Annotated in this window: 14 protein-coding genes; 7 read left to right on the top strand and 7 right to left on the bottom strand. The window is 58.9% G+C overall.

Translation table 11 applies throughout. The annotated features are described in order from the left end of the window. Positions 1-142 precede the first annotated feature (142 nt). Complete coding sequence (locus tag ACIOZM_RS00410; protein WP_401208112.1) at positions 143-1,138, top strand: LysR family transcriptional regulator; 996 nt, start codon at positions 143-145, stop codon at positions 1,136-1,138. Between the two features lie 133 nt (positions 1,139-1,271). Continuing rightward, positions 1,272-1,862 carry a malonic semialdehyde reductase gene (locus ACIOZM_RS00405; RefSeq protein ID WP_401208109.1) on the top strand — a complete coding sequence of 197 codons (591 nt, stop codon included), beginning with the start codon at positions 1,272-1,274 and terminating at the stop codon, positions 1,860-1,862. Between the two features lie 254 nt (positions 1,863-2,116). Here ACIOZM_RS00405 and ACIOZM_RS00400 read toward each other — a convergent pair whose 3' ends face one another. From ACIOZM_RS00400 to ACIOZM_RS00390, 3 genes are all read right to left on the bottom strand, one after another. Beyond that, a complete protein-coding gene (locus ACIOZM_RS00400; RefSeq protein ID WP_401208106.1) occupies positions 2,117-2,455 on the bottom strand; it encodes a hypothetical protein in 339 nt (112 codons plus the stop codon). Between the two features lie 142 nt (positions 2,456-2,597). Then, positions 2,598-3,053, bottom strand: coding sequence for a glycine zipper 2TM domain-containing protein (locus ACIOZM_RS00395; RefSeq protein ID WP_401208099.1), 456 nt, complete (start codon positions 3,051-3,053; stop codon positions 2,598-2,600). Positions 3,054-3,151: 98 nt separating this feature from the next. Further along, complete coding sequence (locus ACIOZM_RS00390) at positions 3,152-4,198, bottom strand: GlxA family transcriptional regulator (protein ID WP_401208096.1); 1,047 nt, start codon at positions 4,196-4,198, stop codon at positions 3,152-3,154. Positions 4,199-4,320: 122 nt separating this feature from the next. Here ACIOZM_RS00390 and ACIOZM_RS00385 point away from each other — a divergent pair, with 122 nt between their 5' ends. From ACIOZM_RS00385 to ACIOZM_RS00365, 5 genes are all read left to right on the top strand, one after another. Next, entirely contained in the window at positions 4,321-5,301 is a 981-nt protein-coding gene (locus ACIOZM_RS00385; protein ID WP_401208093.1) for an ABC transporter substrate-binding protein, read from the top strand. Between the two features lie 65 nt (positions 5,302-5,366). Then, entirely contained in the window at positions 5,367-6,485 is a 1,119-nt protein-coding gene (locus ACIOZM_RS00380; RefSeq protein ID WP_401208090.1) for an aryl-sulfate sulfotransferase, read from the top strand. 113 nt (positions 6,486-6,598) lie between these two features. Beyond that, positions 6,599-7,888, top strand: a complete 1,290-nt coding sequence (locus ACIOZM_RS00375) for an NAD(P)/FAD-dependent oxidoreductase (RefSeq protein WP_401208088.1) — start codon at positions 6,599-6,601, stop codon at positions 7,886-7,888. A gap of 25 nt (positions 7,889-7,913) precedes the next feature. After that, positions 7,914-8,471 (top strand): helix-turn-helix domain-containing protein, encoded by a 558-nt coding sequence (locus ACIOZM_RS00370; protein ID WP_401208085.1) that lies wholly within the window; start codon positions 7,914-7,916, stop codon positions 8,469-8,471. A 22-nt stretch (positions 8,472-8,493) separates the two neighbouring features. Further along, entirely contained in the window at positions 8,494-9,840 is a 1,347-nt protein-coding gene (locus ACIOZM_RS00365) for a glutamine synthetase family protein (RefSeq protein ID WP_401208082.1), read from the top strand. 192 nt (positions 9,841-10,032) lie between these two features. Here ACIOZM_RS00365 and mdtD read toward each other — a convergent pair whose 3' ends face one another. The 4 genes from mdtD to ACIOZM_RS00345 are packed head-to-tail and all read right to left on the bottom strand — an operon-like array spanning position 10,033 to position 14,342. After that, positions 10,033-11,430, bottom strand: a complete 1,398-nt coding sequence (gene mdtD, locus ACIOZM_RS00360; protein WP_401208079.1) for a multidrug transporter subunit MdtD — start codon at positions 11,428-11,430, stop codon at positions 10,033-10,035. A 28-nt stretch (positions 11,431-11,458) separates the two neighbouring features. Then, positions 11,459-12,529 carry an alpha/beta hydrolase gene (locus ACIOZM_RS00355; protein WP_401208076.1) on the bottom strand — a complete coding sequence of 357 codons (1,071 nt, stop codon included), beginning with the start codon at positions 12,527-12,529 and terminating at the stop codon, positions 11,459-11,461. Positions 12,530-12,568: 39 nt separating this feature from the next. After that, positions 12,569-13,990 (bottom strand): MFS transporter, encoded by a 1,422-nt coding sequence (locus tag ACIOZM_RS00350; protein WP_401208075.1) that lies wholly within the window; start codon positions 13,988-13,990, stop codon positions 12,569-12,571. A 40-nt stretch (positions 13,991-14,030) separates the two neighbouring features. Next, positions 14,031-14,342 carry a DUF4387 domain-containing protein gene (locus ACIOZM_RS00345; RefSeq protein WP_249674067.1) on the bottom strand — a complete coding sequence of 104 codons (312 nt, stop codon included), beginning with the start codon at positions 14,340-14,342 and terminating at the stop codon, positions 14,031-14,033. Positions 14,343-14,344: the final 2 nt, after the last annotated feature.

The raw sequence follows: 14,344 nt of genomic DNA, 5'->3' as shown, positions 1-14,344 counted from the left end.
ATCTGGGTCAGACTGTTGTTGTAAGAAGCACCTCTGTCTTGAGGTTGCGCCGGTTCTGCGTGGACATATCCACGGTCTTCTGCCCGGTGAGCAAAGTCGCGAGAACCGGCACTACGGTGGAAACTGTAGAGCGCGGCTGATCTTGTCGAAAGATGGCAAAACACTTAGGGTGTTACCTGAAAGGTATATACCCCAGCAGCCTTTCTCTTTTGCCTCGGGAGGCTGTCACGCGATGAAAATGCACCACTTTCGCAACGTCGTAGCGGTCGTTGAACGCGGCAGCCTGCGCGCCGCCGCACGGAGTCTGGGCCTCGCTCAGCCGGTCGTGTCGCGAAGCCTTAAGGAACTGGAAGAGGAGTTGGGCGTAACCCTGTTCGAGCGAGGCAGGTTAGGAATGGTGCCGACCAAGGCGGGCGAATTGTTCGTGCGGCGTGCCAAAGCGATACAGGCCGAGTACCAGCGCACTCTTGATGAGCTGGATCAACATCGTGGCGTTGATAAAGGTTCTATCGTTGTCGCCTGCTCAGGCGCAGCGTTGATGGGACTGTTGCCCCTGACCCTGGATCGTTTTCGCCGGCGCTTTCCCGGTGTCCGCGTAAAGGTGATTGAAGGCACCTATCCCATGCTGGAGGCCGATATCCGCGATGGCTTGATCGATCTTTATTTCGGCCCCGTGACCAAACCGCAGCAGCACACCAACATGAGCATCAAACCGTTGATGATTAACCGCCGAATCATCGTCGGCCGGCGCGGTCATCCCTTGCAGCATGCAACCACGCTGGAAGAGCTGATTGACGCCGAATGGCTGACCACCCCGGTTGCGGAAAACATCGACGATGAAGTGCTCAGCGTTTTCAAACTCGCCGGGCTGCCATCGCCCAATATCGTCATGCAGGCCACCTCGAGCATGAGCGTGACCAGCATTGTTTCCTCATCCGATCTGCTTGCGCCGTTGCCGGAACAATGGCTCGGGTTTATCAATTCGACCAATTTGCTGAGCCGAATCATGGTAACGGGCATCCCCGATGCACCGCCCATTTGCTCGGTTTACCACACAGAATTGCCCTTGACCCCGGCCGCGCAGTTTCTCCACGACATGGCCGAGCAGGCAGCACTGGATAACAACGAAAAACTGTAGATTCTGCGGCAGCAGGCGCACGTATACCTTTTAGGTAACACCCTGCAGATTTTGCCGTCTTTCGAAGAAATCAGCCCGACCTTAATGTTCAAGCCTGTATTCACAGACGCCGAACATTAAGAGGGATGAAATCTTGAACGAAACGCTTAGCGATCAAGCCATTGATCAACTTTTTTTAACCGCTCGGTCACACAACGGCTGGCTGGAAAAGCCCGTTGATGATGGGTTGCTCAAGCGTCTTTACGAAGTGCTCAGGCAAGGCCCGACCGCCAACAACTGCAACCCTGCGCGGTTTCTCTTTGTGCAGTCGGAGGAGGGCAAGCAACGTATGCTTCCGGCACTCAAGGGTGCTAATGGCGAGAAAGTTCTGGCGGCGCCAGTGACGGTGATTATCGCCATCGATACGCAATTTATTGAGTTTCTTCCCCAGTTGTTCTCTGCGTACGACCTGGCAGCCATGCTGCGCGATGATCCTGCAGCAGCCGCTACGATAGCTTTTCGTAACGGCAGCTTGCAGGGCGCTTACCTGATATTGGCCGCGCGGGCGCTAGGATTGGATTGCGGCCCCATGTCCGGTTTCGATAGCGCCAGGCTTGATCATGAATTCTTCCCGGACGGTCGCTGGAAAAGCAATTTTCTCTGCAGTCTTGGCTATGGCGACAGAGAGAAAGTTCGTCCTAAAGGACCGCGTTTGAGCTTTGAGCAAAGCTGCGTTTTGGTTTAGCTGAAATAGCCCTCAGGCTGGAGCGGAGTTTGAGCATATCCCATGGCGCTACTGGGCCAATCCTTCCAGGGCAATGCCCATCGTGGAAGAGGGGCGGCCGGCGCAGTGCTGGCCGGGTGCGAACGCCCGACGGTGGAACGCGTGTGCCAGGAATTGGGCCGCGGTAGCATGAGCGAGGTTGGTCATTTGATAATCGCCTCGGAACGGGATTGTCATCTCGCATTTGGCCGAGACACTCTCGAAACGTTTTCCCGTCATGTCGTAAAGGTGATGGCCCACGTGATAAAGCCGGCGATAAATGTCGTGCAGGTCAGGGCGAACAGGAAAAGACCGTCGATAACCTTTTCCAACAAGTGATTGCGGTTCAACTGTCGGGTGCGCAAGGCCCAGTAGGAAAGCAGGGTAGTAATCAAGTAAAAGATGGCGTTGATTGCGAGCAAGTCATCGCCAATCGTGCCCTCTTTTCGTAACGTCGTGACGACTTGAAAAATCCCGATAACCGTAATGCATACGCCCACCATGGCGGCTGACGCGGTAAAGATATGAACGCAGATGTCTTCATTTAAACCGACAGGGGTTTTTGGTTCGCTCATGGCTTTTTCCCTCGCTGGGGTTGGAAACCGACGAAAAAACAACGTGGCCGGTCCCTGTGGCCATTACTGATCAATCAAGTCGATGCATCTGCCTGCGCAGTAACGATTTGCCGTTCAATATCCCTTTCGTCCATCCCCCGATCTAGTGCTGCGCGACTACCCGTGCCTCGCTGCCGGCGCCTTCGACATACACGCTCATGCCTTTTGCCAACGATGGATTGATCGGTTGAGTCACCGAGACCAATACACCGCTGTTGGTTCTGACGATGATCTGTTGGGCATCGAGGGGCTGATCGTATTTGCGTTTTTCCGCGTAATTGCCGCCTGCTGCACCGGCGAGTGCGCCAGCGAGCATTGCCACATCGCGGCCGGTGCCATGCCCGATCAGACTGCCGAGCCCGAGCCCGCCGATACCTCCCAATATCGCGCCGACACCGCTGTCGTGGTTGGTCTGCATCTGGGTCTGGGTGATCTGCTCGATTTTCCCCGAGCGAATTTCCATTTCACCGCCGCCGCCGCTTGAGGCACCGACTGCAACACAGGCGCCAAGCGCCAGACCCAACAGCGTAATCGACAGCCAGGAAACGATGGTTTTCATGTTCAGACTCCAGCATTCAGGGGAAGTGAATCAGGCAAAAGCACCCCTTCACGTTAGTCGAAAAAGGCTGGAGCGGAGTTTGAGCGTATCGCGTGGCGCTACTGGGCCAATCCTTCCAGCGCAATGCCCATCGTCGAAGAGGGACTGCGGACGGTCTGGCGCGCAGACGAAACCGGCTGAGTCTGGCTGCGATAACTCTGCGGACTGGTACCCAGCTGCTTTTGAAAGACCCGCCGCATGCGTTCCTCACGACCAAAACCGACGGTTTCGGCAATTCGCTTGATCGGTTCTCGGGTGGTTTTCAGTAGTTGGCTGGCGGCTTCAAGGCGCAAGTTCTCCACGGCTTGCGCGGGTGTTTCGCCGGTAGCGGCAAGATACGCACGAGCAAAGTGACGTGGGCTCATACCGAATTGCTCGGCCAGCCGTTCGACTCGCAAATCACCGTTGAGATTCCCGGCAATCCACGCATGCAGGCGCGCAATGCGCACGTCCGGATCGGTGCGCAAGGACTTGGACTGGGCGTTAAGCGAAGCACTGAGTTGCGGTTGTTCTGCGCTGCGCCACAGAAACACGGTGAAGTAACGCGCCAGTGCCAACGCCGCGTGGGCGCCGAGGTCCTGCTCGACCAGGCCAAGCGCCAGATCAATTCCTGCCGTGGCACCGCCGCAAGTCCAGAGGTTGTCGTCATGCAGATAGAGCGTATCGGTTTGGCATAACACCGCCGGGTAGCGCGCCTGTAATTCCTCGGCAAACTTCCAGTGAGTCACGACTTTTCGACCATCGAGCAGGCCGGCGGCGGCAAGCGCAAACGTGCCCGTGCCAATCGAGCAAAGCCGGCGGATCTGCGCGGCGCGTCCGCGCAACCAGTCACAGGCGTGCTCATCGGCTTCGAGGGCTGCCATCCCCGGCCCGCCCGCGACAATCAGCGTATCGATTACGGATGCCATCTGGTCGATCTGCTCAAGCGAACAGGTGGTCACGGTGATGCCCGAGATCGACATGACCTGACCACCTTGCGGCGAGGCGACCAGCAAGCGATAAGGCGGATTCGCGCTGAAGGAACCCGCCAAAACCCGTGGTATCGCGGCAAACACCTCAAGCGGTCCGGCCGCATTGAGCAGCAACAGATCATCGAACGCCAGCACTACAACCGTCCGCGGAAGCGGCGGCGAAATGTCCGTCATGGCAGCAAAGGAGGGGTGTTTGGCATGGAGCGGCACGGCGGGCCTCGACATACTGAAATCAATGCATAAATGAGAGCACGACAATGCCGCTAAAACCTCCTGCTGCCAAGCACCCGCTGACTGCAAGGCTTAAAGCCCTGTTGTGCTGCGCGGCATTGTTGCTCGCCCATCCTGCTTCCGCCGCGAGCGAGCCGTTGAAGATGGGCGATCAAAGCGGCCTGACTCAGGCCTTGCTGCATGCAGCGGGAGAGGACAAGGATCTGGCTTACTCGCTTTCGTGGCACCCGTTCCTGGCCGGCACAACCATGCTCGAAGCGCTCAGCGCCGGGGCGATCGATGCCGGCGTGGTAGGCAATGCGCCGCCAGTGTTCGCTCAGGCTGGCGGTTTCGACATTCGCATCATCGGCGTCGCGAGTGGCGCGCAAAACAATAACGCGTTGCTGGTGCCTGACGGTTCCAGTGCCCGGACGGTGGCGGATCTCAAAGGGCAACGAATCGCCGTGGCCAAAGGCAGCAGCGGCCATTATTTGTTGTTGGCGGCGTTGCATCAGACGGGTCTCACGCCGCGCGACGTGAACATTGCCTACGTCAGCCCGGTGGATGCGCAGAATGCCTTTGCCAGCGGCAAACTCGAAGCCTGGTCGGTGTGGTATCCGTTTGTTGGACAGGCCACTTCCCGAGGAGCGCGGATTCTGCTGGACGGCAGCGCCTGGCCGGAAACCGGTCTGAACTTCACGGTCGCCAGCAAGCGCGCACTGAAAGACCCCGAGCGAGCGGGGCAGGTCGGGGATCTGCTGGCCAGACTGGCGCGCGCCCAAGACTGGGCCACCGCGCACCCCGCAGACTGGGCCGATGTATTCGCGCAAACCACGCGTCTACCGGTCGCACTGGTGCAAGAAATGCTCGCGCATGAAGACCTTCGCTACGTGCCGATCCAGCCCTCGGTCATCATGTCGCAACAGAGGTTGGCGGACATGTTTGCCGCCGAGCGCCTGATCCCACGCCCGTTGCAGGTCGAGAAGATATTCGACGACCGCTTCAACACCTTGCTACCAACGCCTTAACAACCCCTTCGACCTCGCCTTGCCGCTTTGCTGTCGGCCGGGATTTATACGCCTGGAGAAAAGCTATGCCCAATCTGGAACGCACCACCCTCAAACGCCAGAAAACCGGTTTGATCGCTGTCGATCATGCCCGCAGCGCCGGCGGTTACACCTTGTTCGCCCCGCAAACTGCGGATGGCAATGTGTACTTGATCGACCTTGACGGCGAGATCGTCCATCGCTGGAAACTGCCGCAACGCCCCGGCCGCGACGCAGTGATCCTGCGCAATGGCAACCTTGGCTACAACGGCAATCACCCTGATTCGCCGGATCTGTTTCCAGGCTGGTCGGTGTGGCATGGCGGTGCGTTCAGCGAAGTCACTCCTGAAGGCGAAGTGGTCTGGGAACACACCGATCTGCTTCATCACCACGACGCGCAATGGCTGGACAACGGCAACCTGCTGTACACCACCGCCGAGCCGTTAAGCGCGGAGCTGGCGCGTCGCGTAGTCGGCGGGATTCCCGGTAGCGAGGCGCCGGGCGGAGTGATTTATGCCGATGTGGTCAAGGAAGTCGATCGCCAGGGCAATGTGCTTTGGGAGTGGCGCAGCTGGGAACACCTGCGACCTGAAGACTACCCGCTGCACGAGTGCTTCGAACGTCATCACTGGCCAATGACCAACGCAGTGACGCCGGGGCGCGACGGCAAGGTGATTCTCAGCCTGCGCAGTGTCTCCTCGGTGATCGCCGTGCAACGTGCCAGCGGTGAAGTGTTGTGGCGTCTGGGCCACGATCTGGTCGCGCAGCAACATTGCCCGAGCGAACTGGAAAACGGCAATGTGCTGGTATTCGACAACGGCATCTTCCGTCCGCACATCAGCATGCCGCACTCGCGCATCGTCGAAATCAACCCAGTGACTCAACGTATCGAATGGCAATACGCCGACACCCCGGGCTATGCCTTTTTCACCCCGTTCATGGGGGGCGCACAACGCTTGCACAACGGCAACACGCTGGTGACCGAGGCCAACTTCGGCCGCTTGTTCGAAGTGAACCAGGCAGGTGAAGTGGTCTGGGAATACGTCAATCCGTTCTTCGCCAGCTATCCCGATGCGCCTTCGCGCAGCTATTTGCCAGGGGAAAACAACGCAATCTTCCGTGCGCATCGCTATCAGCGCCAAGACCTTCCTTGGCTGCGTGACTGACCACGCGCTGACCCTGTGTTGGTGACTGAAACACTGCTTTGCCGGTTGCCGACATGAAAATTGTCCTGTAGTTTTTCATGAAATTATAAAAACATAATTTCATGAGGCTCCGAATGTTTCAGCAATCCCAGCGCCATGTCGACAGTTACTACGCCCACAGTTGCGCCGATATTCTGAGCACTCGGCCCGTGCTGGAAGGGCAACATGACACCGATGTGGTGATCATTGGTGCTGGGTTCAGCGGTCTGCACACGGCGTTGCGCCTGGCGTTGGCCGGCAAACGCGTGACGCTGCTGGAGGCCAGTCGAGTGGCGTGGGCCGCCTCGGGGCGCAACGGCGGACAGGCGATTCCTGGCTGGTCGTGCGATATGCCGCCACTGGAAGCTGCGCTCGGGTATGAACGGGCACGGCGTTTGTGGGACGGCATGCGCTGGGCCGCTCGGGAACTGCGCGAGTTGCCCGGCCGCCATGGCTTTGACTGCGACTATCGCACCGGGCATCTGTGGACATCGGTGATGCCGCGTCGGGTCAGGCTGTTGACCGAATGGCAACACGAGGCCAGTCATAAATGGGGCCACGATGGGTTGCAGTTCATCAGCCGAGCAGAGCTGCCGCAATGGGTGGCCAGCGAGCGTTATCAGGCAGGGCTTTATGACCCGGAGGGCGCACATCTCAATCCGCTGAAACTCGCACTGGGCCTGGCCGCTGCCATCGAACGGGCCGGCGGCCGTATCCATGAACAAAGCAAGGCGCTGAGTTATCAGGAGGAGGGTGCGGGGTTTCGGGTAATCACCGAGCGCGGCTCAGTGCGTGCGGATGTGCTAGTGCTCGCCTGCAATGCCTATCTCGATGAACTCGATCCCAAGCTCGCCAGTCGCATCTTGCCGGTGGGCACCTACCAAATCGCCACCGCGCCGCTCACGGCGGAGCAAGCCACTGCATTGCTGCCGAGCAATGTTTGCGTCACCGACAACCAGTTCGTCCTCGACTATTTCCGTCGCACGCCGGACAACCGTTTGCTGTTCGGTGGTGGCTGCACCTATCTGGGCGGTATGCCCAAGGACATCGCGGCGGCGACCCGGCCATTTCTCGAACGAGTGTTTCCGCAGCTCAAAGGTGTCGAAGTCGAATTTGCCTGGGGCGGCCACATCGATCTGACGATCAATCGCACACCGGATGTCGGCGGCGCAGGTAATCGTTATTGGCTGCAGGGATATTCCGGGCATGGCGTGCTGCCGACATTGGCGGCGGCACGCGCGGTGTCCGATGCGATTCTCGGTCACACGGATGAATTGGCGTTGTATCAAGGCTTGAGCAATGGCAGTTTTCCCGGCGGCAAACACCTCGCCGCGCCGCTGGAGGCCATCGGCAAGGCCTGGTATCGACTGCGGGACAGCATCTGATGAGTCATTTACCGGAATTCCAGCCATGAACAAGCAAGAAGAAATCGCCGCGCTGGCGATCCTGATCCACGACCTGCGCAAGCACAAGAAATGCACCCTGAAGGAACTGGCCGACAAGATCGGCCGTTCGGTGGGATTTCTGTCTCAAGTCGAGCGCGGCTTGTCGCGGCCGACGGTGGCGGACCTGACGGCGATCAGCGAAACCTTCGGCGTGCCAACCACCTATTTTTACAGTTTGCCCAAAGCCAAGGAACTGCCGTGGGTAACCCGGCCGGACGAACGCCGCACGCTGTATTACGCCAACGGCATCACCGACATTCTGGTTTCACCGCAGATGCGCGCCTCGTTCTCGATGCTTGAAAGTCATCTGGAAGCCGGCGCGAGTAGCGGCGACCGGCACTTGAGCGACAGCTCGGAGCAGGGCGGTTACGTGCTTGAAGGCGAATTGACCCTGTGGCTCGGCGATGACGAGGAGCCTGCCACCTTAGTGGCCGGCGACAGCTTTCAATTCGACAGTCACACCCGTTGCCGCTACGGCAACCTCACCGACCAGCTCACCCGCGTGCTGTGGGTCTACACCTGATAACAATAAAAGGATCAACACGATGGACGCTGTCTGCGCTGACTTGCTGGCTGAAGTGCGTGCTTTTCGCCAACGCTACCCCGAGGTGCGTTATGTCGACCTGATTTCCCTGGACATTGCGGGGCACTTTTACGGCAAGCGCTATCCCGTGGACATGCTCGAAAAAGTCGCCACCGGCAGCGCACTCAAACTGCCGCAAAACTGCGTATTGCTCGGCGTGCAGGGCGGGTTGTTCAAGATTGGCGACTACTGCTTCAACGACGGCGATCCGGACGCAGTGCGCCGATTGGTGCCGGGCACACTCAAACCGGTAACCTGGGAAGCCCAGCCACTGGGCCAGATGCTGATCACCTCGGACGGCACCGAAAAACCGATCGAATTCGAACCCCGCGAAGTGCTGGCGCAGGTGCTCAATCGACTGGCGTGCAAAGGCATTCACCCCGTCGTTGCCTTCGAACTCGAGTTCTATCTGTTCGACAAAAAACTGCGTGACGGCTTACCGCAGTTCCCCCGAGACGACCTGACCGACGACGCCGACGATCAACCGAACATGCACATCGAGCGTTTGTCTCGCTTCGCGCCGGTGCTCGACGAAATGGTCGAAGCCACTCGCGCTCAAGGCATCGACGCCACGGTGATCACCGCTGAACTGGGCCCCGGTCAATTCGAAATCAACTTCGGCCACCTCGACGACGGTTTACGCGCCGCCGACTGGGCCGCTCTGTTCTGCCGCAGCACCCGTGGCGTTGCCCTCAAGCACGGCTACCGCGCCAGTTTCATGGCCAAACCGTACTTGCAGCATCCGGGCAGCGGCATGCATGTGCATGTCAGCCTCTATGACGCGACCGGCAATAATCTGCTCGCGGCCAACCAGCAACAACCGCTGCGCCATGCAATCGCCGGGTGCCTGGAACTGTTGCCCCACAGCATGCCGATCTTCGCACCGAACCAGAACGCCATGCGGCGTTTGGGCGGAACGGTGAACACGGCGACGAAAGCGAGTTGGGGTTTTGAAGATCGTGATGCGTGTTTGCGCATTCCTGAGTCGGATGAGAAGAACCTGCGGATTGAATATCGACTGGCAGGGGCGGATGCGAATCCGTATCTGGTGTTGGCGGCGATTTTGGTGGGGTTGGAACATGGGCTGGAATCGGCCAAGGAGCCGATCGCACCGTTGAATGAAGATCGCGGCAGCGGGGTTGGTTTTCCGACGGAAATGTTTGAAGCGGTGAGGGCGATGCAGCATCAGCCGCAGTTGCGGGAAGGTTTGGGCGCCGAGTTTGTGGATGTGTATTGCGAGAACAAACGCCAGGATCATTTGGCGTTTATGCAGGAGATCAGTGCGCGGGAATATCGGTGGTATTTGTGATGGGTTGGCAGAGGCGGGCGTAGTCGTGCAAGTCTGAAATTGGTCGAAATCGGGAGAAGGGCATCGATGTATGCCTGGCAGGTGAATACTATTCCCGTTCAAGTTGCCAGGCATCGGAGGTGGCCGCTTCCATAATCGACACCAGCTCGTCATTACGCGTAAAACAGTTAGCGGAGATCATCATTCAAATGTTTAGCTGTTTCCCATTACCGGGTTGGTCTTCAATCGCCAGAATATCCCTGTTGAAAACAGTGTTAGAGCGCCCATGAAAGCGAATGTAGCGTGAAACGCCATGCCTATCACTTCAGGATTCCCCGCAAACCAGTGGCTGAAAAACACTAGCAGTCCCCCTGCACATGACACCCCCATGCCCATGGACAACATTTGCACCATGGTCAGCGCGCTGTTGCCGCTGCTGGTCTGATGGGGGCCAAGATCCTTGAGCGTCAGCGTGCTCATGGCGGTGAGTTGCAGGGAATTCAGCGCGCCGAAAATGCATAGCGCCAACACTTGCAACGCAACACCCCGTGGCTCGTGCCCGATCGCGAAGCTGCTGATGGTCAAGCCGATGAGCAAAGTGTTGGCGACCAGAAAGCACCGGTATCCCATGCGCGTCACCAGCCGGTTGGTCAACGACTTCACGGCGATGCCGGTCAATGCGACGGGGAGCATCAGTAACCCGGCGTTGAGCGGAGAGTAGCCTTGCGCGACTTGCAGGAACAGTGGCAGCAAAAACGGCGTCGACGAGCAGCCTAGGCGTGCGACGAAATTGCCGACCAAGCCAATGCGCAAACTGTCGACGGTTAATAAGTTCAGCGGGTACAGCGGCGCTTGATGGCGACGAGCATGTTGCCAATAGCCCGCAAGGGCAGCCAGACCGGCTATAGCCAACGTCGATGCCACGCGCCAGTCAAAACCGAAACTGGCAATGCCATCCAGTGCAAGGGTGAGGCAGAACATACCCGCGCCCAGCAAGCCGTAGCCGACGAAATCGAAACGGCCGAGCCCCGCCAACGGTTGCCCCGGCATGTATTTCCAGGCGCCGAGTACGCCAAGAAGTCCCACCGGTACGTTGATCAGAAAAATCCACTGCCAGCTGGCGAACTGTACGATCCAGCCGCCCAGTGCCGGGCCGATCAAAGGGCCGATGAGGCTGGGAATAGTGACAAAGCTGATCGCCGGCAACAGGCGGCTGCCGGTAAACATACGGATCACCGCCAGCCGGCCGACCGGCAACATCAGCGCACTGCCCATGCCCTGGAGGACGCGAGCAATCAGCAATTGATCAAGCGATTGCGCTATCCCGCAGCACAGCGAACCCACGGTGAACAAGGCAATCGCCGTGATGTAAGTGCGCCGTGTGCCGAAACGATCCGCCAGCCAACCCGAGGCCGGGATCAGCAGGGCCATGGTCATCACGTAGGCGACGATGACCGACTGCATGCTCAGCGGACTTTCACCGAGGTTTAGCGCCATCGCCGGCAGCGCGGTAGTGACGATCGTGGCATCGAGGGTGAGCATGAAAAGGCCGCCCGCCACCAGCCACAACAACGAACGGCTGGTTTGCGGTGTTACTTCTGTGGTTAACATCCACGGGGTTCCTGTGAGGCAACACGGCTCAAATATCAGCGATCCAGAGGTTCACGCGCTCGGCAATTTTTGCGCTGTTATGCTCCAGCATCAGCATGTGACCGTTGCCGGTGATGCCAAACTCTTCGAGCTGCCAGTGAGTCACCGGCACGCCGGCCTGTTGCAGATACGCGGCAGTCGCGTGGTCGTAAAGCGCATGGAAGGACGCTTCGCCAGTGACGATCAGAAACGGGATGGCTTGCAAATTGATCAGTTGCCGCGCCGGTTCCTGCTGCAACCAGCCGGGCAGCCGATCGGCGCGAGTGGCTGGGCTGCGAACCACCGCCAATTGCTGGTCTGCGAGCAATGGCGGCGCGTAGGTCAACTCAATGTCGGCAATGCCCCAGCGACGGCGCTGTGTGTCGTCCAGCGTCTGGCTTTCGCCTTTCTGCGCCTGCTGCATCGACATGTTCACCACCGGCGGGCCTTGTGGCTCGATGGACACCACGGCTTTCACCAAGGACGGGCGGACATCCGCCAGCAGCCAGCCATAAGGCCCCGACTGCGAGTGGGTGATCAGAATCGCTTCACCGATTTTATCCAGCAACGCCGCCCCGGCGTTCTGGAACAATTGCTGACTTTTTGCACTGTCGGCAATGTAAGGAACATGCGTGGCGTAAAAAGCATCGAACACTGGATCGCCTTTGCGACCGGTGCCGGGCCACTGCGTGTGCTTCTTCGCTTGCGGCCATTCACCTTGAGTGGTGGCGGTGAAGTAGCGCTCGACAACCACCACCGGGGCAACACTCAACTCACCGTCCAGTTGCGCGTGCCAAGGCGAGCGGCCACGCGCTGGCTGATCAACCAGATAAACCTCATAGCCGAGCTCGACGAAGATCCGCGCCCAGCCCGGGCGACCGTCCGGGGTTTTCAGCCAGTTGGTCGCGGTTTGCGCGGTGCCATGCACGAACACCAATGGATAGCGGCGCGTCACCGTGGCGGGCCTGAGCACCTCGACATACATCTGCCCGCTCATGACTTCTTTGCCGGGCGGGCCTATGTATTCACCGCCGATGTAGAAAAAGTCGTGGGCAATGGTTTCAGTCTTGTTGTTATTCATCATTCACATCCAAACAACGGGTGAAAAAACACACGGGTTTCAGTCGTTGATCTGTTCGAGCGTCTGGTCACGGGTGAGCGGCCCTAACAATGCCACCGACAGGGCACAGATGACCATGCACCCAGCCACCGCAATCAGCGCGGACTGCACGCCGAAATGGCCCATGGTGAAGGCAATCATGAAACCGCTGAGACTGCCACCGAGGCGGCCGGTGGAATAGACAAAACCTACCGCCATCGCGCGAATCCGCGTCGGATACAGTTCCGACTGATAAGCGTGATAGCCGACCGAAAGAATCGTTGTGCCCATGGTCAACAGACCGCCGCAGGCAATGATCAGCAGCGGCATACGGAACTCGGCAAACGACAGGCCCGCGACGGCGATCAGCATGGCACCAAAAACGATCTGCCATTTGCGCTCGATGCGATCCGCAAAGAACAGCGCCAGAATCGGCCCGAGCGGTGCGCTGCATCCCATCACCACCGTATACGCCAGGCTTTTGCTAACCGTCACACCCTGTTCGATGAGAAATGTTGGTGCCCAATTCAGGAAGCCATAAATGCCCATGGCCTGGAATACGTGAAAGAGCACCAGCATGATCGTGCGCGTGCGGTAACGCGGGCTCCATAGCTCGAGAAAACTGCTTTTGTGTACCACCTGCACCTTGGTCGTCGGGATCGCCGCAGGCAGCGGCCGGCCGGTTTCCTGCTCAACCGCACGCTCCATGCGGCTGACTTCGGCATCGGCTTCTTGCAAACGACCTTTGTCTGCCAGCCAGCGCGCGCTTTCTGGCAGCTTGCGCCGCAGCACCCACACCAGCAACGAACCGACTGCGCCAATGGCGATCACCCAACGCCAGCCATCAATGCCCAGCGGTTCATGCGGCACAAACAGGTAGGCGGTGATGCCGCAGGCTGGAACTGCCAGATAGGACATGATCCGGTTGATGGCAAATGCGCGTCCGCGCAAGGTCGGCGGCACCAGTTCACTCAGGTAAGCGTCGATGGCAATCACCTCGACTCCGAGGCCAATCGCGGTCATCAGGCGCCAGAAGTTCAAGCCCAGCGGGCCGGTCTGGCAAGCCATGATCAGCGAACACAAGGCATAGCCGATCAGGGCGTAAGTGAACACCGCACGACGGCCAAACTTGTCGGCGATCATGCCGAACCCCAGCGTGCCGATGAACAGCCCGATAAAGGTTGCGGCAATGTAAGCCGCCGCGCCGTTGAGGGCAAAGAAGCTGTCGGTGGTGCTCAACAGCACGCCACTGCGTACCATCCCGGGGATGACGAACGAGGTGGAAAACATCTCGAAGGTTTCAAAGAAACCACCGAGCGCCAACAGCGTGACGAAACGCCAGAGGCTTTTGCTGGCCGGCAACCGGTCAAGGCGCGCAGCGATCATTTCACCACTCAGCGCACTGGGCGTGGCGGTCGCGACAGAACCTAAAGCAGCGCTCATTTTTTTATCCTTATTATCGTGTGAGTCTGGCTAAACCGACTTACTCCGGAACGGCGATGGACAACAGCGGCACGTACTGTTGGCCGCCGTAGCAGTCGCTGTCGGCGAGTTCGCCTTGATACACCGGGCGCGGGAACGACGCTTTGATCGCGCGCGCAGCATCGTGATAGACCAGCACGATGTCTTCTTCTTTCTGCTGATAAAGCTCCGCCAGCAGGGCGCGAGTGATGGGCTGCGTGCGCCGTACCCGGGCGTAGTTGTCTTCGTTGGTGAACATCAGGTCGAAGGTCAATACAAACGGACCGGCGTTCTTCGAACGCACCAGGCTGCAGAGTTGCGAAACAGTGGTCATGG

Origin of the sequence: Pseudomonas sp. NPDC087346, assembly GCF_044744235.1 — a bacterium.
Taxonomy (GTDB): Bacteria; Pseudomonadota; Gammaproteobacteria; order Pseudomonadales; family Pseudomonadaceae; genus Aquipseudomonas.
This window is presented reverse-complemented; position numbering and strand designations above follow the sequence as displayed.